Origin of the sequence: Pseudomonas sp. M20 (assembly GCF_045037865.1) — a bacterium.
In the GTDB taxonomy this organism is placed as follows: domain Bacteria; phylum Pseudomonadota; class Gammaproteobacteria; order Pseudomonadales; family Pseudomonadaceae; genus Aquipseudomonas.
Map to the genome: position 1 here is coordinate 3417870 of NZ_CP173611.1, position 19492 is coordinate 3437361.

Sequence of the window (19492 nt, forward strand, 5' to 3'; positions counted from 1 at the left end):
CGATTACTCGCTGCGCGGATCAAGAATGTCCCGCAGGCCGTCGCCCAACAGGTTGAAAGCCAGGCTGACCAACATGATTGCGGCCCCCGGAACAGCCACCAGCCACCAGCACTCGAGCATGTAGCGGCGCCCGGTGGAAATCATCGCGCCCCACTCCGGCGACGGCGCTTGCGCACCGAGGCCGAGAAAGCCCAAAGCCGCTGCGGTGAGGATGATCCCGGCCATGTTCATGGTCAGGCGGATGATCACCGACGACATGCACATCGGCACAATGTGCCGCAGGATGATTCGCGTGGACGAAGCCCCTTGCAGCTCGACCGCCACGACGAAGTCAGCCTTGCGCAACGACAGGGTTTCAGCCCGCGCCAGTCGCGCAATCGGCGGCCACGACGTCAGCGCAATCGCTACCACTGCGTGTTCCAGGCCCGGACCGAGCGCCGCGATAAATGCCAGCGCCAGCACCAGGCTGGGAAAGGAGATGAAGATGTCGGTCAGGCGCATGAACACCGTGTCGACAACACCACCGTAGTAGCCGGAGACGGTGCCGATAAACAGCCCGATCGGGCCGACGATCACGGTCACCAGGGTGATGATGTACAGCGTGATGCGCGAGCCGTAGACCAGCCGACTGAAGATATCCCGGCCGTATTCATCGGTGCCGAACCAGTGCGCGGCGCCCGGTGCCTGCAGGGCATTGGCGAGGTTTTGCGCCACCGGATCATGGGTAGCGATCCACGGCGCAAACAACGCCACCACCACCAGCACCAGCGCGACCAGCAATCCGGCCAGGGTCATCGGGTTGCGCAGCAGGTGCCGCAAGACTTTCAGGGCACTTTTGCAGAAGGCATCGAAGCTGGATCCGGGGGTACGATCCGACCGCCGCTTGGCGCTCGAATCAGTAGAAGACATGTTGGCAATCATGGGCATGTTCTCGGATTGAATTGAGGATCACCCGGCGCGTACGCCGACGCACCGGGCAGCGTTCAGCGTTCAGCGTTGTTTGTAGACACCCAGATAGCGCGTGGCCTCGGCATCATCACCGGCGAAGCCCTTGACGTCGGCGGCGCTGACCACGGTGTCGGTCATCTGCGAAATCATCATGATCGGGCCGACCTGCTCGTCGTAGATTTTCTGCGCCTGGTGATACAGGTTCAGGCGCTGGCCGGCATCGCGTTCGACCCCGGCCTGATCAATCAGGCTATTGAGCTGCGGGCTGAAAAACGACGCGCGCCAGCCCTGGAAATTCGGCAGGCCGGCGTCATCGCTGTTGTTGGGGTTGTAGGCAAACGTACGCAGGCTGAAATACGGATGCGGATAGCGCTCGGCCCCGCGCGCAACGATGATGTCGAAGTTGCGCGCGCGCATGGCGCCATACACCTGGTTGCCAGTGCCGTTGACGATGCTGGCCTTGATCCCGCCCTCGGCCAGCGTCGCTTGCAGACGCGCGGCGATGTCGATGAAGGGCGGCTCTGACAAGGTGCGAATGGTCGTGCTGAAGCCGTCCGGATAACCCGCTTCGGCGAGGAGTTTTTTCGCCTTGGCGACGTCCATGTGATAACCCGGATCCGGCAGGCGCGCCGCCAGACCGAGTTGCATCGGCTGCTGATTCAGCTGGCCGTAATACGGCATCACCTGTTCGTCGAGGCCCTTGTAGTCGATCAGGTTGCGCACCGCTTCGCGCACTTTGGGATTGGCAAATTCGGGCTGTTTCATGCTCAACGCGACGTAGTACATGGTGCCGCGCGGCAGTGACTGCACGTGGATTTTTTCCGAACCGTCGATGGCGCGGATGTCCGGTGCGGCCATGCCATACGCCAGATCGAGGTCACCGCGCTCCAGCATCAGGCGCAGCGACTGCGATTCGGTCATGTGCCGCACCACCACGCGCTTGAGCTTGGCAGCACCACCCCAGTAACCGTCGAAGCGGGTCAGTAACAACGAGTCGTTCGCGGTCCATTTGCTCAGTACAAAGGGGCCGCTGCCGGCCTCGTTGGTCACCAGCCAGTTAGCACCGAGGTCAGCGTTTTTCTCATGCGCCAAAGCCGTTTTGCGATCGATCACCACCGCGCTCGGCGAGATCGCCAGCGAGTCAATCAATAACAGTGGGTCCATGGTTTGCGGCAAGTCGATAACCAGCGTGTGGGCATCGCTGGCACGGATCAGTGACTGGATGTTGTCGACGTTATAACCGTAGGCTTTCCAGGTCGTGGCCAGGCCGAAATTCAGTTTCATCACCCGGTACAACGACCAGGCCACGTCTTCAGCGGTCAGCGGATTGCCGGAGTGAAACTTCACGTCCTGACGCAAATGAAAGGTTATCTGCTTGCCGTCGTCGCTGATCGTCCAGCGCTCGGCCAGTTGCGGCAGATGCTGTTCCGGATTGCCCTGATCACGCTTGACCAGGGTGTCGTAAAGATTGGCATTGACGCCGGAAGCGTCGAGGCCCGGTGCGTTGGCGGGATCGATGGAAAACAGGTTGACCATGCTCATGCCGACGATCAGTTGATCGGCCGGCGTCTTGGCGCTGGCCTGGGTCATCGGCACCAGCGCCAGGATCGCCGCCAACAGGCCAGCGTGCAGTTTGGTAAATGCAGTCGTCATTGAAAAATCCTTGTTTTTATAGTTTTGGTGCCGCCAGGCGTGTTAACGGGTGCGCGGGTCGAAGACCTTGTACAAGGCATCGCTGATCAGGTTGAGCGCGACGAAAATCAAACCAATCACCAGCACACAGCCCATCACCGCGTTCATGTCGCCGAGCATCAGGCTGCTGGTCAGGTACTGGCCGAAACCCGGCCAGGCAAAGACCGTTTCGATCAGCACCGCGCCTTCGAGCAGCGAGCCGTAAGCCAGCGCCACCACTGTGAGCAGTTGCACGAGGATGTTGCGAAAGGCGTGACCCCAGACCACCTGGCGACGCGACAAACCCTTGACCCGAGCGGTGATGATGTATTCCTGAGACAGTTGCTCGAGCATGAAGCTGCGGGTCATCCGACTGATGTAAGCCACCGAGTTCAGCCCAAGGATCAGCGCCGGCAAGACGATGTGGCGCAAGGCGCTGGCGAAGGCTTCCCAATCACCGGCCAGGCTCGAATCGATCAGCAATAGCCCGGTGACCTCGGGCACCATGCCGTCGTACGCCAGGTCGATGCGACCGGCGCCACCGGCCCAGCCGAGCCAGGCGTAAAACACCAGCAAGCCCATCATGCCCAGCCAGAAAATCGGCGTGGAATAGCCGAACAGGGTTATCACTCGCGCGACATGATCGCCCAGTCGCCCTTGATTACTCGCCGCGCAGACGCCCAGCGGCAAACCGATCAGCACACCGAAGAGGATGGCCAGAGTCGCCAGTTCGATGGTGGCAGGGAACACTCGGCGGATATCATCGAGCACCGGGTGCCCGGTCAACAGCGCGTTGCCGAAATTGCCGTGCAGCAAGTCATTGAGGTACAGGCCGAACTGGGTCCAGATCGGCTTGTCCAGCCCCATCGCCCGGTACACCTGATCGTAAGTCGAGCTGTCGGCATCCGGCCCGACAACCGCCAGCACCGGATCGAGCGGCATGACCCGACCGATGATAAACGTCAGCGCCAGCAGGCCCAGCAACGTCACCAGTACCGTGCTGGCACGCCGCGCAGTATTGGAGGCGCGGGCTCCCATGGCAGAGGCAGTCATAACAAACATAGTCAGCTCCTGATAAAACGGTCACCGGTGCACCCGGCACGCGAAGTTCGTCCGTGCATTTCAGCGTTTTTTGTAGACGTCTTTGTAGCGCGTGGTCGCGGCCGTGTGCCCCTGAAAATCGGCAACATCGGCGTAGACCAGCACCGTGTCGGTCATCTGCGAGACCGGCAGAATCGCGCCCACTTGCTGATCGAGTTGCTGTTGGATGTCCTGATACTGCGCCTGCTGTTTCTGCGCATCGGGCTCGACTTCGGCACTCTCGATCAACTGATTCAACTCGGGACTGTAGAACGAAGTGCGCCAGCCCTGAAAGTTGCTCAGCTTGGCTTCGTCACGGTTATCCGGGTTGTACACCAGCGTGCGCAGGCTCGAATGAGGATGACGTTCGGCGCCGCCACCGCCACGGCCGACGATGATGTCGAAACTGCGCTCACGCATGGCGCCGTAGATCTGGTTACCGGTGCCGGTGATGATGCTGGCTTCGATCCCGGCCTGCGCCAGCGTCGATTGCAGGTTGGAGGCAATGTTGATGAACGGTGGCTCGGCCAGCACGCGGATGCTGGTCTTGAACCCGTTGGGGTAACCGGCGTCAGCGAGAAGTTTTTTTGCCTCATCGACATTCAGTCGATAACCGGGATCCGGCAGGCGCGCGGCCAGTCCCAACGGCATCGGGCGCTGGTTGATCACGCCGTAGTGCGGCATGACGGTCTGGTTGATGCCTTGATAGTCGATCAACGAGCGCACGGCTTTGCGCACGCGCGCGTCGGCAAACATTGGCTGCTTCACGCTCAGCGCGACGTAATACAGCGTGCCGCGTTGCAGGGTTTGCGTGCGGACCTTGTCGCTGTTCTGCAAGGCCTGGATGTCCGGCGCCGACATGCCTTTGGCGATGTCGAGGTCACCGCGCTCGATCATCAGCCGCAACGACTGCGACTCGGTCATGTTGCGCATGACGATGCGTTTGAGCTTGGCCGGGCCACCCCAGTAGCCGTCGAAACGGCTCATCAGAATCACGTCGTTGGCCCGCCAGTCATTGAGCACGAAGGCACCACTGCCGGCGGCGTGCGTCACCAGCCAGGCGGCGCCCAGGTCATTGTTCTTCTGGTGTTCGAGGACTTTTTTGCGGTCGAGAATGAAGGCACTTGGCGAGGTCGCCAGCGTGTTGAGCACCAACTGTGGATCGGTGGGGCGCGGCAATTCGATGACGAAGGTATTGGCATCAGTCGCGCGCATCGAACGCTCGACATTCTCGGCGGTAAAACCGTAAGCCTTCCAGGTCGACGCCAATGCGAGATTGAGTCTGAGCACGCGCTGCAACGACCAGGCGACGTCTTCGGCGCTCAACGGGTTGCCCGATTGAAATTGCACGCCCTGGCGCAGATTGAAGGTCAGGGTCTTGCGGTCGTCGCTGACTTGCCAGCGCTCGGCGAGTGCCGGCAACAGCTGATCCGGCGCAGCGACGTCCTGCACCAGCAACATGTCATAGAGATTGGCATTGATCTCCGACACGTCCAGGCCGGTGGCGGCCGCCGGGTCGAGGGACAGCAGATTGATCATGCTCATGCCGACGATCAATTGATCGGCCGGGGTTTTGGCATGCACGACAGGTAGCGCGGTCACCGTCAGGGTAGCCGCCAGAACCCGCGCCCACAGCGAAGGAAGAATGTTCATAGCGAGAGTGCCTTTCTTATATTTATAGGGCTCTCGGACAACCCGGCATGCACCGGGCAGCCCGCGTACACGTCAGAAGCTTTTAAGCGTGTTCATCTCGATGAAGTTGAAGTCGATGTCTTCGCCCAGACCCGGCAGGTCGGACAAATGCACAAAACCGTCGCTGTCCATCGGGTCGACCAGGCGCTTGAGGTACGCCGGCACCTCGTCGTAATCCAGGTACGGGTGCAGCAAACCGCGCTCGTACCAGGTGCAGTTCTTGATCGCGCCAACCACTGTCAGGTTGGCTGCGCCGTTGCCGTGAATTTCGCAATCCATGCCAAACGACTCGGCCATGTGCGCGACTTTCAGGCAAGGCCCGATCCCGCCGACCCCGGCGACGCCGGCACGCAGGATGTCGCAAACGTCGTGCTTGACCCAACTGGCCCGGCTCAGGTGTTTGCCGGACAGGGTCTCCGGGCCGAGCACCGGAATGTCCAGTTGCCCCGCCAGCCAGGCATAGGATTCGGCGGACTCTTCCATCATCGGTTCTTCGAACCAGGCGAAGTCGAGTTTTTCCAGTTCACGTCCGATGTACAGCGCTTCGGTGCGGCTGTACCAGTGATAACCGTCGAGCATCAAGGCGATGTCCGGGCCCACCGCTTCGCGCACCGCCGCGCAGGCTTTGACGTCAATGCGCGGGCTCGGTGCGAACGAGACCGGCGGCATCCAGGTGTGCAACTTGATCGCCTTGTAGCCGCGCTTGACCAGCGTTTCGGCAAAGCGTCCGTAATCTTCCGGCGTCGCCAGGCCCTCAGGCAATTCATCGCCGCACATGGTTGAGCCGTACGCCGGCACCTTGTCGCGAAAACCGCCGATCAACTTGTGCACCGGCACGCCGAGCTTGCGCCCCGCCCAATCCCACAACGCCTGCTCGACCAACGCCAGCGCGCGATCAGTCAACTGGCTGGCGCTGCCACGCTGCCAGTGCGCCAGGTCATGCCAGATCTTTTCGCGATCAAAGGCGTTCTGCCCGACCAGCACCTTGCGCACAAAACCATCCAGCACATAAGGACGAATCAGTTCCGGCGCACCGAGGGCGTAACCCTCCTTGCCGTCTTCGGTCTGGATGCGCAGCAACGCCATTTGCGCCTGACTGACATCACCAGGATGAGCATGACCGGCGCTGTCGACTGCGCGGCGGGTGGGATAGGAAAAAACCTGGACGTTGACTGCTGTGATTCTCATGGACGTCTTGAGCCTTCTTATTGGATTTGTGACAGGAGTGTCGTCGGGTTGCGACCGATCATAGGTCATCGTACAACACTTGAAAAGACCCAATAACACCTCTTCCAATCGAAGCCTTTGCGGCTAAACGTCCAGCAAAGCGCCATATTTAAAGATGACTACGGAATAACAGGACTTGCTTTAGAACCCTATTCATAGGGCATATATGTATCAATATGTTTCTAAACAAGCAAAATCACGTAGACGAGTCATCTTGTCGTACGATAACTTATATCTGCGCCTCAAATGAGAGCCATACGCAACATCGCGGTGCCTGTAGTACTCGTCAAACGACCCTAACAAAAACAAAAAAAGAAGACCGTATGAACACCACCCTACGCACGCTCGTCACTGTCGCGGCCCTCGGCCTGCCCTTCGCTGTCAACGCTGACTCCGCCAGCCTCAACTACCGCCACCAGTACACCGAGGAGGACAGCGCCCACGCCGACCGAATCAAGCTCAACTACCGCCTGGACAGTGGACTGGGGTTTGAGGCGGAGATGAAATACCGCACGGCCGGTGACCGCAAAGATGTCGCCTACGACAACATGGTCAACAACGGCCATGAGTTCACGGTGAGCTACAACTACAAGCTCAGCGCACAGTCGACGCTGACCCCGGCGTTTCAGATGGACAGCTCCAAGGATGCGACCGCCTACAAGTTCGGCCTCAAGTACAACTACAAAATCGACGACGCCTTTTACGTTGCGACGCGCTATCGCCTGGACCTGCGCAAACTCGATCGCGATCAGGTCAACAAAGACATGCCCGATCACTACAAGGATGACCAGACCACCCACCGCTTCGAAGGCTGGCTCGGCTATACGCCAGCCAACAAGTGGGCCTACGAATATCAGTTCATCTATTTCAAGACCGACTACATCCGCTACGACAACAAGAAGAGCGACTACGAACAGAACCTGATCGTCAAATACAAGCTCACCAAACAATGGGCGCCCTTCATGGAAATCGGCGACATCAAAGTCGAGTCCACCTCACCCGACCGCCAGGCTCGCTGGCGTCTGGGCGTGCAGTACAACTTCATGTAAGCCGCGTGCAGCTTTGCCTGGCGAGCGCGCATCGCTTGTCGGGCAGCCCCCCCGCCGCTCCCCCTTTCTCCCCCGCGTAATGGAAGACCCGACCATGACCACACACGCTACGCAAGCCAAACCCTTCAACCGTATTCTGCTGACCGGCGCCGCCGGTGGGCTCGGCCAGATTCTGCGCGAAACCCTGCAGGTTCACGCCGACATCGTCCGCGCCTCGGACATCAGTGCGATGGCGCCGAGTCGCGGCGCGCATGACGAAGTGATCAACTGCAATCTAAGCGACAAGGCCGCTGTCGCCGCGCTGGTCGAGGGCGTCGATGCCATCGTGCATTTGGGCGGGATCTCGGTGGAGCGATCCTTCGAAGAAATCCTCGAGGCGAATATTCGCGGCACCTTTCATGTTTATGAGGCCGCGCGTCTGCACGGAGTCAAGCGCATCGTCTTCGCCAGCTCCAACCACGTCACCGGTTTCTACTCGCAGGACGAACAGATCGACGCCCATTCGCCGCGGCGCCCGGACGGTTATTACGGCTTGTCGAAGGCTTACGGCGAGGACTTGGCAACGTTCTATTTCCACCGCTATGGCATTGAAACAGTGAGCCTGCGCATCGGCTCCTCATTTCCCGAACCGCGCAACCTGCGCATGCTGGCGACCTGGCTGAGCTATACCGATCTGGAGCATCTGATCGCCCGCGCACTATTGGCCAGCGATGTCGGGCACAGCGTGGTGTACGGGGTGTCCGCCAACCGTGATCAGTGGTGGAGCAACCGTTACGCCGCGCACCTGGGCTTTGCGCCGCAGGACAGTTCCGAAGCCTTTCGCGCAAAGGTCGAACAACAACCGGCACTCGCTGCCGACCACCCCGACCGCTTGTATCAGGGCGGCGCCTTTACCGCTGCAGGTCCGTTTGAAACGCCGGCGCAGACGCACTCATGAGTGCCGAACTGATTGTCGATGCGCGCAACGCCACCGGTGAAAGCCCGGTCTGGCAAGCCGACGAAAATGCCTTGTATTGGGTGGATATTCCGGCCGGCCGCTTGCATCGCTGGCAGCTCGACGGCCAGACCGACTGCTGGCAGGCGGACGAAATGCTCGCCTGTATCGCCCGCAGCGAAGCGGGACATTGGCTGGGCGCGCAGGAAAGTGGCCTGTTCAAACTGTGCCCGCAGGCTGACGGACGTCTGGCTGCCGAAAAGCTCATCGGCGTCGAGCACGCCCGCCCGCGCATGCGTTTCAATGATGGTCGCTGCGATCGTCAGGGACGCTTCTGGGCCAGCTCGATGCCAACCGCCATGGGTGCCGAGGCGGTCGGCGGGCTGTATCGCTACGACGCGCAAAACCCGAATGATGCATCGATGCTCGCGCCGCAACTGGAGGACCTCGTAGTGCCCAACGGCCTGGCGTTCAGTCCCGACGGGAGCATCCTGTATCTGTCCGATTCGCACCCGAGTCGTCAACTGATCTGGGCCTTCGATTACGACATCGACAGCGGCACGCCGCACAACCGCCGGTTGTTCGTCGACATGAACGACCACCCCGGTCGACCGGACGGTGCCGCCGTCGACTCACACGGCTGTTACTGGATCTGCGCGATTGATGCCGGCCTGGTGCTGCGCTTTACCCCGCAGGGGAAACTGGATCGCGCGCTGCCGGTACCGGTGAAGAAACCGACGATGTGTGCCTTTGGTGGCCCTCGGCTCGACACCCTGTTTGTCACCTCGATTCGCCCGCAAGGCATCGACCTCGCCGACCAGCCGTTGGCGGGCGGAGTGTTCGCCCTCAATCCGGGCGTTCAAGGCCTGCCTGAACCCAAGGCCCGCGCCTGAGGCTTCAGACGTTCAACGCCGCCGCGTCTGCAGCTTCGTAGGCCCGGCGTAAACGCTCGCGGCTGTTGGACAGATGCAAACGCATGGCTGCGCGCGCGGCGTCGGAATCACGCCGGACAATCGCAATGTAAATGTCTTCATGCTCACGACTGAGGCGCTCCAGATAGGGCTCCTTGCGGTCATTTTCCAGGCGTTTGGAATGCAGGCGTGTGCGCGGCAGAATGTTCGCGCCCAGGTGCAGCATGATGTCGGTGAAATAGCGGTTGCCGGTGGCCAGCGCAATTTGCTGGTGGAACTGGAAATCCGCCGACACGGCATAGTCGACGCTGACGGCGCGGGAGTTGATCGCGTCCAGCGAATCACGCATCAGTTGCAGCTGCTCATCGGTACGCCGCGCACACGCCAGGCCGGCGGCCTCGACCTCCAACGTGATGCGCAACTCAAGCACCGCCAAGACATCCTGAAGCGTGACGATGCTGTCCGGATCAATGCGAAAACCGCTTGGGCTGGGAATGTCCTGAACGAAGGTGCCGATACCGTGACGGGTTTCCACCAGGCCTGCTGCCTGCAGACGCGATATCGCCTCGCGCACGACCGTGCGACTGACGCCGTGCTCGGCCATGACCTGAGATTCAGTCGGCAGCTTCGTCGCGCGTGCGAGTTCGCCACTGCAAATGCGTCGGGACAGCTCGGTGACCAGGTCCTCCGCCAAGCTGCGATGCCGGCGACGAACATTGGGTGTGGCGTTGGATCTGTCCATCAGCAACAAAAATCTCGAATTTTCGAATAATTACGCATCATAGCCCATTCAGTTGTACGACAACGCACCAGTTCAATGATAGGATTTCTCATGCAGCGGACGTTCGATTCGCTGCAATGGCGATAAGGACGTCCGCTCGAGAAACACGTCGAGACATCGCGTGTAAAACACTCAAGTTAATCAAGGATCTGATTACTCATGACAAAACCAACAACCTTCACGGCCTGCAAACTGGCCAGCGCCATCGTCGGCAGCCTGCTGTTTTCCAGCCTGCCTGCACAAGCAGCCGATATCTGGCTGGATGTTGCAACGACTGGCTGGGCCACGCAAAACGGTGGCACCAAGGGTGGCTCCAGAGCGGCAGCCAACAACATCTACACCGTGAAGAACGCCGCCGAACTGAAGACCGCACTCAGCGCTTCGGTCGGCACCAACGGTCGCATCATCAAGATTACCGGGCCGATCGACATCAGCGAAGGCAAAGCTTATACGACGACCGCCGATATGAAAAAGCGCGGTCGTCTGGATATCCCGGGCAAGACGACCATCGTCGGTACGAGCAGCACGGCGGAGATCCGCGAGGGTTTCTTCTATGCCAAGGAAAACGATGTGATCATCCGCAACATCACCATCGAAAACCCGTGGGATCCCGAGCCGATCTGGGACGCCAATGACGGCAGCGCCGGCAACTGGAACTCCGAGTACGACGGGCTGACCATCGAAGGCGCCAACAATGTGTGGGTCGACCATGTCACCTTCACCGATGGCCGCCGCACCGATGACCAGAACGGCACTGCCAACGGTCGTCCAAAGCAACATCACGACGGCGCACTGGACGTGAAAAACGGTGCCAACTACGTGACCATTTCCTACTCGGCGTTCAAATCGCACGAGAAGAACAACCTGATCGGTTCCAGCGACAGCCGTACCACCGATGATGGCAAGCTCAAGGTCACGATCCACAACACCCTGTTCGAAAACATCTCCGCCCGCGCGCCACGCGTTCGCTTCGGCCAGGTGCATCTGTACAACAACTATCACGTGGGCAGCACCAGCCATAAGGTCTACCCGTTCAGCTACGCGCACGGTGTGGGCAAAAACTCGAAGATTTTCTCCGAGAAAAACGCCTTCGAAATCTCCGGCATCAGCGGCTGCGACAAAATCGCCGGCGACTACGGTGGCAGCACCTACCTTGATCAGGGTTCTACGCTCAATGGCTCCTTGCTGACCTGCAAGTGGGGCACCAACATCGGCTGGACCCCGCCTTACAGCTACACCCCGCTGAACGCAGACAAAGTCGCGGCCGACGTTAAGGCCAAGGCTGGCGCTGGCAAGATCTGATTGGTCGATGTAACCGTGTTAATGAAAAGCCCTCGGTGACGAGGGCTTTTTCATGTCTGTTTGCAGACCGTGCGGGGGTAAAGTCCTGACAAAAATCTGGATTTTTTGTTGCCCTGACTGGCCCCTTCGCGAGCAGGCTCGCTCCCACATTTTGAAATGCATTCCCCCTGTGAGAGCGAGCCTGCTCGCGAAGGGGCCCGATCAGACACCATCAAAAGCGGCTACTGGACCAGTTGATTAATCTCAATGATCGGCAGCAGCACCGCCATCACAATCACCAGCACCACCCCGCCCATCACCACAATCATCAGCGGCTCCAGCAGCGCGGTCATGCCCATCGCCCTCCGCTCGATATCACGCGACAACGTCTGCGCTGCGCGCTCAAGCATCGGCGGCAGCGAGCCGGTTTTTTCACCGCTGGCGATCAGATGAATCAGCACCGGCGGAAACACATTCTCCACCCGCAACGCTGCCGCCAGATTCACGCCCTCACGCACTTTGGCCGTGGCCTCAGTGACGCTGAGGCTCAAGCGGTCATTGGACAGCGTCTGCCGCGCCGCTTCCAGCGCACGCAGCAACGGCACCCCGGCGCCGCCGAGAATCGCCAGGGTCGAGGCGAAACGTGCGGTGTTCAGGCCCAGAATAAAACGCCCGAACAACGGCAACTTCAGCACGCGATGATGCCAACTCAAACGTGCCGCCGGATTGCGCAGGTACAAACGCCAGCTCCAGAAACTTGCGGCCATGATCCCAGCGCACAGCCAGCCCCAACTGCGGATGAAATCACTCGCGTTGAGCATCGCCAAAGTCAGCCCGGGCAAGTCCTGCCGCGCCTGGGAAAACGCGCTGACCACCTGCGGCACCACGTAACTGAGCAGGAAAATCACGATGCCGATCGACACCAGACCGACCACGCCCGGATAGATAAACGCCGTGAGAATCTTGCCACGCAGGTTGTTGCGCTCCTCGATGTAATCAGCCAGTCGCTCCATGACCTGTGCCAGATCGCCGGACTCTTCCCCGGCCGCAATCAGCGCGCGGTAAATCTCGGGAAAGTCTCTCGGTCGCGCGGCCAGCGATTCCGCCAGTCGCATGCCGCTGCGCACATCGGCGCGCACGGCGCTAAGAGTGTGGGCGATGTGTTTTTTCTCGGCCTGTTCGACCGTGGCACTCAGCGCCGCTTCCAACGGCAGACTCGCGCCCAACAGACTCGCCAGTTGCCGTGTGGCCCAGGCCAGATCGTTATCGGAAAGTTTGGCACTGAACAACCCGCCGCCGTGCTGGGCAACGTTGCTTTCTTTGTTTACCGACAGTGCAGTCAAACCGCGTCCACGCAAAACGCTGAACGCCGCACTCTGGCTCTCGGCCTCAAGATGCCCGGACTCAATCTTGCCGGTGGCGTCAGCTGCTTCAAAACGATAGCGATTCATCAGGCGTCCCGTGTCACACGGAGGATTTCTTCAGGCGCGGTGGCGCCGCTGCGGATCCATCGCTCACCGTCCTCGCGCAGGCTGAACATCCCGGCTTTCGCGGCTGATGCGCGCAAGGCCTGCTCCCCTGCCCCTTGGTGAATCAGTGTGCGGATGTCGTCGTCGATGCAAAACAATTCGTGGATGCCGGTGCGGCCGCTGTAGCCAGTCTGATTGCACGCTGGACAACCGACCGGGCGCCAAGTGCCCGGTGTCGCCGGGTCTTCCTCTTTGCATTGATTACAGAGGCGGCGCACCAATCTTTGCGCGAGCACGCCGAGCATCGACGAGGCCAGCAGAAACGGTTCGACGCCCATGTCGATCAAGCGGTTGACTGCCGACACCGCGTCGTTGGTGTGCAGCGTCGCCAGCACCAAGTGGCCGGTCAACGAAGCCTGCACAGCGATTTGCGCAGTTTCGAGATCGCGGATCTCGCCGATCATGATGATGTCCGGGTCTTGCCGCAGGATTGCTCGCAGCGCCAGGGCAAAAGTCATGTCGATCTTGGCATTGACCTGGATCTGGCTGATGCCCGGCAGGTCGTATTCCACCGGATCCTCGACGGTGAGAATGTTGCTGGTACTCGCATCCAGCCGTGCCAATGCGGCGTAGAGGCTGGTGGTTTTGCCGCTGCCGGTCGGCCCGGTGACCAAAACGATGCCGTGGGGCTGGCGGATCAGGTGATCGAGTTTGGCCAGCACCTGCGCGTCCATGCCCAGTGTTTCCAGATGCAGACGCCCGGCCTGTTTGTCGAGCAGACGCATCACCACCCTTTCGCCATGACCGGTGGGCACGGTTGAAACACGAATATCAATCGGCCGCCCGGCCACGCGCAAAGCGATGCGTCCATCTTGCGGCAGGCGTTTTTCGGCGATGTCGAGCTGGGCCATGATCTTGATCCGCGACACCAGCGCACCGTGCAAAGCCTTGCGCGGTGAGACCACATCGCGCAAGGTTCCGTCGACGCGATAGCGCACCACCGAATAGGTTTCGAACGGTTCGATGTGAATGTCGCTGGCCTCGTCGCGCGCCGCTTGCGTGAGCAAGGCGTTGATCATGCGGATCACCGGCGCGCCGTCCTGGGTGTCGAGCAGGTCGGTGATTTCCGGCATGTCCTGCATCAGCCGATCCAGATCAACTTCGTTTTCCGCAGCCCCAACCACCGCCGCCGCGCTGCCCGTGTCGGCGTACGCGCTGGCGAGCAAACCGTCGAGTTCGTCATCGCGCACCCGCTGAATCGTGGTCGCGCCGAACTGCCGCCGCGCCTCGCTGATCGACCAGCCCGGCGTTGACGGGCACACCGTCAACACGCCATCGCACAACAGAATCCGCTGCGCCTTGGCCCAGGCGTAAGGCAGCGAACTCATTGGATGGGCACCGCTTTGATCGTCGCGCGTGGGCCGGAACTCGGTAACACCGCCGGCACCCCTTGCGCCGCCGTCGGCAACTGTGGTGCCTGCATGTCCGGCATTGCCCAGCTGCGTTCCGGCTGCAAACCGCCTTGGGCGCGGCGCATGAAGTCGTAACGGTTGAGGGTGATGCTGCGCCCCGCTTCGCTGTCGCGGATGATGTACGGACGCAGGAACACCATCAGATTGGTCTTGGTGATCGCCCGGCGTTCATTGCGAAACAGCGCGCCGATGCCCGGCAAACTGCCCAGCCACGGCACCGCGTCATTGCTCTGGCTGTAGCCATCCTGCAGCAAGCCACCAAGGACCATGATCTGCCCGTCATCGAGCAGAATGCTGGTGTCGATCGCGCGTTTGTTGGTGACAATCCCCGCCGAATTGGCACTGGCCGAAGCCCGCTCATCAATGCTGCTGACTTCCTGATAGATGTCGAGCTTGACCGTACCACCCTCGGAAATCTGCGGGCGCACGTTGAGCTTCAAACCGACCTCTTCACGGGTCACGGTCTGGAACGGGTTATTGCTGGTGCCCCCGCCGCCCGTCACATAACTGCCGCTGACAAACGGGATGGTCTGGCCGACAAAAATGCTCGCCGCCTCGTTGTCGAGGGTCAGCAGATTCGGCGTCGACAGCACGTTGGTGCCACCCTTGCTTTTCAAGGCCCGGGCCAGCACTTTCAGGTCAAGAATCTTGCCGATCCCGGGGATATCGACGGTGCCGTTGACGTAGCCCAGATTCAACCCCTGAGGCAGCACATCGATGCTGGTTTTGCCGTTGGTGTTGAGCCCCGAACCACCGAGATTCGCGCCACCGATCACGCCATTGCCACCGAGATTGCCGGTCTGCCACTGCACACCGAACTCACTGGCATCGTCCTCGCCGACTTCGACGATCAGGCTCTCGATCACCACTTGCGCGCGGCGCTGGTCAAGCAGATCGATCACCTCGCGCAAGTTGCGATACAAAGGCTCCGGCGCGGAAATCAGCAAGGTGTTGGTGGTGGCGTCCGCCTGAATGGTCACGCCGCCGGCACTGAAAGCGACGTTCTGCTCGCTGCTTTGCGCGCCGCCGCTACCAGTTGTGCCGCCACTGCTGCCCTGGGCGTAACTGCCGCCCGTGCTGACGCTGCTATTAGTCGATGTAGTGCCGCTGCTTTGCGTACTACTTTGGCCATTTTGCCCAGCGCTACCGCCAGTACTTGCGCCCATGGCACTGAGCACCGAACGCGCACTGTCGCTGCTGCCGCTGTCACTTTCACCCGTGAGCAACCCGCGCAAGGCCTGCGCCAGTTTCGCCGCCTGCGCGTTACGCAGATAAACCACATGCAGATTGCTCGGATTGCTCTGCGCGTTATCAAGTTTGTAAATCAGATTACGCGCCAGCTCCGTGCGCTCCGGACTGCCTGCGCGAATGATGATGGTGTTGGATCGCGGATCACCAATCACCGCGATTTTCTGCGTCGGATCATTGCCCGGCGCATCGAGCAAGTCCGCCACCATTGGCGCGATGTCAGCGGCGATGCCGTTCTGGATCTGCACCACATCGGTGTCGATCGCACTCGGCGAATCAATGCTCGCAATCAACTGCGCAACGCGGGTCAGGTTCTCGGCGTAATCGGTGATGACGATGGTGTTATTGCCCGGATAGGCGTTGATCGGATTGTTCGGCGAAACAATCGGCCGCAGCACCGGAATCAGGTTCACCGCGTTCTCGTATTGCAGACGAAACGTGCGCGTGAGCATGCCGTTGCCCGCCGGTTTGTCGGCACTGTAGATCGGCCCGCCGAGCAACTTCGCATCCGCCTCCGGCACCACCTGCGCCACACCGCCAACATCGACCACGCTAAAGCCCTGCATGCGCAACGCCGCCAGCAGCATGTCGTACGCCTGCCGCGCCGGCACCTGACCTTCGGACACCAGCGTCAACGTACCCTTGACCCGAGGGTCGACCAAAAACTGCTGCCCGGTAGAACGCGCCAACGCGCGCACCACCGCTTGAATATCGGCGTCGACAAAATTCAGCGTTACCGGTTGATCGCCCAAAGGATTACTCGGCAAGGCAATGCCCGAAGCCGCCGCCCCACTGCGCGCACTCTTGCTGATGTTGTGCAACTGCTTCGGCACAGGTCGCGCTTGGGCCTGCGCACGTTCGCGATCGAGCACCGCGTCGCCGCTGCGCTGGGTGTTGGCCAGCGGCCGCCCGAGTTCACTGTCGACCAGCAATGGCGGCTGGTTCTGTGGCGGAGTGGTGTTGCTGCATGCGCTCAGTGCCAACAACAGGAACGGCGCGGCCGTACGTACACAATTGGAACCTGACCACTTCATGAAGCTTCCTTAGCGCCCAGCGCCTGATCCATGCGAACGGTTCCCGACAGAGTGCCTGCCGTATCATCGACCTTGACCTCACTTGCACGCTGCAAACGAGCCTCGACCACTTCAAGTGAAAACCGCACGGGGTGGATTAACAGCCAACTGATGACGGCATCAGCGGGTGCATCCTCGAACGTCAACTGCCAAGCGGTGCCAACTGTCTGCAACTGGTAGTGACCAAGCAGCCCGCTGCCATCGAGAGATTGCTGCAATGACCGCTCGAAGTTTTGCCCAATGGGCGCTGTCGCCACCTCGCGCAACAACAGATCCAGCGCTTCGGCCTGGCCACGCAACTTCGGCGTTTCGGTCTGCCAATGCTCAATCTTTTTCAGCGGTGGCTGGACGAGCAGCAGCCAGATCAGCACAACCCCCAACATCAATGCGGTGCCCGCAACCAGGCGTTTTTCGCGTAAGGTCAGCGGCGCCCAATGCCGATGAATCTGTGCACGCAGCAGCAGCCAGCGAGCCCGATAGATCGCCAGTAGATTATTCATCGTCGCTGTCCATGTCGGCATCGTCCTCAACCGCTGCCGGCTCAATCTGCGGGCTGAAAATCCACACGTTGTCTTCGCGTCTGGCGACCAATCCTGCCTGCGTCAGCGCCCCCGGCAATGCGCCGTCGGCGGGTGCCTGCGCAGTGTCGGCGGCCAACTCCAACTGCAAACGTCCCTGCTCATAGGTCATACGCTGGACGCTGCCCGCCATAAACGGCAGCGCGCTCGCGGCGTTTTGCACCAGGTAGGCAAACCCGTGATTCGCCTCGGCCGCCACCCCATTGTGTCGAGCCGCCAGTTGCTGGCGAGCCTGCTGCAACGGATTGAGAATCACCGGTAACTCTGGAAAAGCCTGCTTCACCCGTTGGCTCATTTGCGCCTTGAGCTGCTCGCCCTGGGTCACTTCACGGGCCGCGTAAAGGTTCAGCCCTGACACCCAGATCGCAATCGCCAAAGCACAACAGAAGACGGCCTTGCCCCAACCGCGAGCGGGGCCGGCAGCCTTGCCGATGCCTGCATGCAACCCCCATCCCGGCGCAACGCCACACCAGCGCTGCTCCGCAGGTTGTGGTTCGAAGACTGTTGCAGGAGCATCCGCGCCGATCCACTGCAAGCCGCGACCACTGGTGACGAGTTCATCCAGACGCTCCTGCGCCAAGGGTTCTACCGAAGCCTGCGCACCGCTGAAGCGCAGCAGCAATTGCCCGTCCAGCACGCAGGCGCTGACCTGCCCCTGCGTGGGCACCGGCAGAGCATAAGGCGCCGGGTAAAGGCCTCGCAGCTTCAATCGGTGCTGAGCCAATAACAGCCCGAAACGATCCAGAGATGCCTGCGCGAGCCAGGCCAGCGACACTTGTCCCGAGACCTCACGAGCACTGTGTGCAACGTACATCTGTTCGGTGCCACCCAGAATCAGCGCCTGCGCGGCACACTTCACCGCCGCATCGATCTTCACCGGCGCCAGCGGTGGCAACTGCAAACTGGTCAGTACGCTGTCCGCCGGATGCAGAAAAAACTCGACGGGCAGTAACGGCCACTCCTGTTCAATCAGCAACAGCGTAGTGACACCGGTCTGACTGACCCGGTCGTGCCGATCCAGGCGCGCAAATTCAATCTCGGAATCCGAGGTCAAACCCGCCAGCGGCGGCAAGGCGACTCGCAGGCGAGTCATACGCCGAGCCTCGACCAGACCACTTTCGGCATGTCGTCGGCGGGTCGATGCAGCAGCGCATCCAGACTGACGCGGCGCTGGTCACGACGCGCGTGTCCGCGCAGCAAAAACCAATCGCTGCTGATGCCGACGTTCAGTCCGTCGACGGTCAGATGCGGCAAGTGCAGACGGTTGACGAAGTCCCCGCGATTGATGAACCACTGGCCACGATCGCGCTCTCCTACCACGGCCCTGGCCTGCGCGAGCGATAACCCCGGAACCACCGCCACCAATACCTCGGCGCTGGCAGTATTACCGTTGACCCAGGTCTTGGCCGGAATCAGGCTGACATACTGATTCAAGCGACCCAGCAACTCCTCGTTCATGCCTTCGAGGCCACGTAAATCATCAAGGCTGCGCAACATCGGCTGAGTGGCCGGCAAGGGGCTTCGACGCGCACTCGGCGACGTCGCGCGGACGCCGTCGAAACCGGTCTGCGCCATACTCTGCCCGGCGGCTTGCAGGTCGGGCATTCTCGGGTAGGAGGCAATGACTCGCTGGCTGATGCGCTGGCTGAGGGCAGCATCGATTCCGATCATTTCGCAGAGGCGTTCGAAGCTGCGCAACTGTCCGCCATCGACGCGCTCATTGCTGAGTAAATTGCGCAAATTGAACTTGCCCTGCTGATCCTCGATGCGCCCCTCGAAACCGCCCCCCGGCGAACTCAACAAATGGCTTTTGACAGGCTGCGCCCAAGGTTGATCGAGCCGGGTCAGCGCGTCCTGTTGACGCGTGTCTCTGAGCAGTTGCCGACTGAGCTCCAGCCCCGCCAACAGCGCAGCAGCGCCCTGCACTCGCGACTGTTCCGCTTCAAGAGAACGGGTAAAGACGCTCTGACGGGTGAGCATGCCAGCGGCGATCACCGCAACCACGGCGGCAATCAGCAAGGCGCTGATAATGGCCATGCCGCGCTGTTTCTGCGCCTGTGGCGACGATGATTTCATGG

The 19492-nt window shown here is 60.8% G+C and carries 16 protein-coding genes; 4 read left to right on the top strand and 12 right to left on the bottom strand.

The genetic code is table 11. The features are described 5' to 3' along the window. Positions 1-3: 3 nt before the first annotated feature. From ACI514_RS15165 to ACI514_RS15185, 5 genes are all read right to left on the bottom strand, one after another. Positions 4-921, bottom strand: a complete 918-nt coding sequence (locus ACI514_RS15165) for an ABC transporter permease (protein ID WP_034152645.1) — start codon at positions 919-921, stop codon at positions 4-6. Between the two features lie 69 nt (positions 922-990). Beyond that, complete coding sequence (locus tag ACI514_RS15170) at positions 991-2601, bottom strand: ABC transporter substrate-binding protein (protein ID WP_186613534.1); 1611 nt, start codon at positions 2599-2601, stop codon at positions 991-993. Between the two features lie 42 nt (positions 2602-2643). Then, on the bottom strand, positions 2644-3657 hold the full coding sequence (locus tag ACI514_RS15175) for an ABC transporter permease subunit (protein ID WP_016987798.1): 1014 nt from the start codon (positions 3655-3657) through the stop codon (positions 2644-2646). Positions 3658-3741: 84 nt separating this feature from the next. Next, positions 3742-5352: an ABC transporter substrate-binding protein gene (locus tag ACI514_RS15180; RefSeq protein WP_405121956.1), complete on the bottom strand. Its 1611-nt coding sequence runs from the start codon at positions 5350-5352 to the stop codon at positions 3742-3744. A gap of 72 nt (positions 5353-5424) precedes the next feature. Further along, complete coding sequence (locus ACI514_RS15185) at positions 5425-6579, bottom strand: mandelate racemase family protein (RefSeq protein ID WP_008079679.1); 1155 nt, start codon at positions 6577-6579, stop codon at positions 5425-5427. A 362-nt stretch (positions 6580-6941) separates the two neighbouring features. Here ACI514_RS15185 and ACI514_RS15190 point away from each other — a divergent pair, with 362 nt between their 5' ends. From ACI514_RS15190 to ACI514_RS15200, 3 genes are all read left to right on the top strand, one after another. Next, entirely contained in the window at positions 6942-7667 is a 726-nt protein-coding gene (locus tag ACI514_RS15190) for an oligogalacturonate-specific porin KdgM family protein (protein WP_122597771.1), read from the top strand. A 94-nt stretch (positions 7668-7761) separates the two neighbouring features. Next, positions 7762-8604: an NAD-dependent epimerase/dehydratase family protein gene (locus ACI514_RS15195; protein WP_405121957.1), complete on the top strand. Its 843-nt coding sequence runs from the start codon at positions 7762-7764 to the stop codon at positions 8602-8604. After that, complete coding sequence (locus ACI514_RS15200) at positions 8601-9494, top strand: SMP-30/gluconolactonase/LRE family protein (protein WP_405121958.1); 894 nt, start codon at positions 8601-8603, stop codon at positions 9492-9494. The genes ACI514_RS15195 and ACI514_RS15200 overlap by 4 nt, the downstream gene beginning before the upstream one ends. A gap of 4 nt (positions 9495-9498) precedes the next feature. Here the strand turns inward: ACI514_RS15200 and ACI514_RS15205 are convergent, their stop codons facing one another. Then, positions 9499-10254, bottom strand: coding sequence for a FadR/GntR family transcriptional regulator (locus tag ACI514_RS15205; protein ID WP_038364752.1), 756 nt, complete (start codon positions 10252-10254; stop codon positions 9499-9501). Positions 10255-10452: 198 nt separating this feature from the next. On the opposite strand from ACI514_RS15205, the gene ACI514_RS15210 reads away from it, so the two are divergent. Next, complete coding sequence (locus ACI514_RS15210) at positions 10453-11595, top strand: polysaccharide lyase family 1 protein (RefSeq protein ID WP_405121959.1); 1143 nt, start codon at positions 10453-10455, stop codon at positions 11593-11595. Positions 11596-11816: 221 nt separating this feature from the next. Here the strand turns inward: ACI514_RS15210 and gspF are convergent, their stop codons facing one another. From gspF to gspK, 6 genes are read right to left on the bottom strand one after another with little or no spacing between them, the layout of a single operon-like run. Next, positions 11817-13025, bottom strand: coding sequence for a type II secretion system inner membrane protein GspF (gene gspF / locus ACI514_RS15215; RefSeq protein ID WP_405121960.1), 1209 nt, complete (start codon positions 13023-13025; stop codon positions 11817-11819). Beyond that, entirely contained in the window at positions 13025-14431 is a 1407-nt protein-coding gene (gspE, locus tag ACI514_RS15220; protein ID WP_405121961.1) for a type II secretion system ATPase GspE, read from the bottom strand. The genes gspF and gspE overlap by 1 nt, the downstream gene beginning before the upstream one ends. Further along, positions 14428-16797 carry a type II secretion system secretin GspD gene (gene gspD / locus ACI514_RS15225; RefSeq protein WP_405121962.1) on the bottom strand — a complete coding sequence of 790 codons (2370 nt, stop codon included), beginning with the start codon at positions 16795-16797 and terminating at the stop codon, positions 14428-14430. Before gspD ends, gspE begins: the two co-directional genes overlap by 4 nt. Beyond that, positions 16794-17336: a type II secretion system protein GspM gene (gene gspM, locus ACI514_RS15230; RefSeq protein WP_160057181.1), complete on the bottom strand. Its 543-nt coding sequence runs from the start codon at positions 17334-17336 to the stop codon at positions 16794-16796. Before gspM ends, gspD begins: the two co-directional genes overlap by 4 nt. Further along, the gene (gspL, locus tag ACI514_RS15235; RefSeq protein ID WP_405121963.1) at positions 17329-18507 is read right to left on the bottom strand and encodes a type II secretion system protein GspL; all 1179 of its coding nucleotides are present in this window, start codon (positions 18505-18507) and stop codon (positions 17329-17331) included. Before gspL ends, gspM begins: the two co-directional genes overlap by 8 nt. Beyond that, positions 18504-19490: a type II secretion system minor pseudopilin GspK gene (gene gspK / locus ACI514_RS15240; RefSeq protein ID WP_405121964.1), complete on the bottom strand. Its 987-nt coding sequence runs from the start codon at positions 19488-19490 to the stop codon at positions 18504-18506. Before gspK ends, gspL begins: the two co-directional genes overlap by 4 nt. Positions 19491-19492 lie beyond the last annotated feature (2 nt).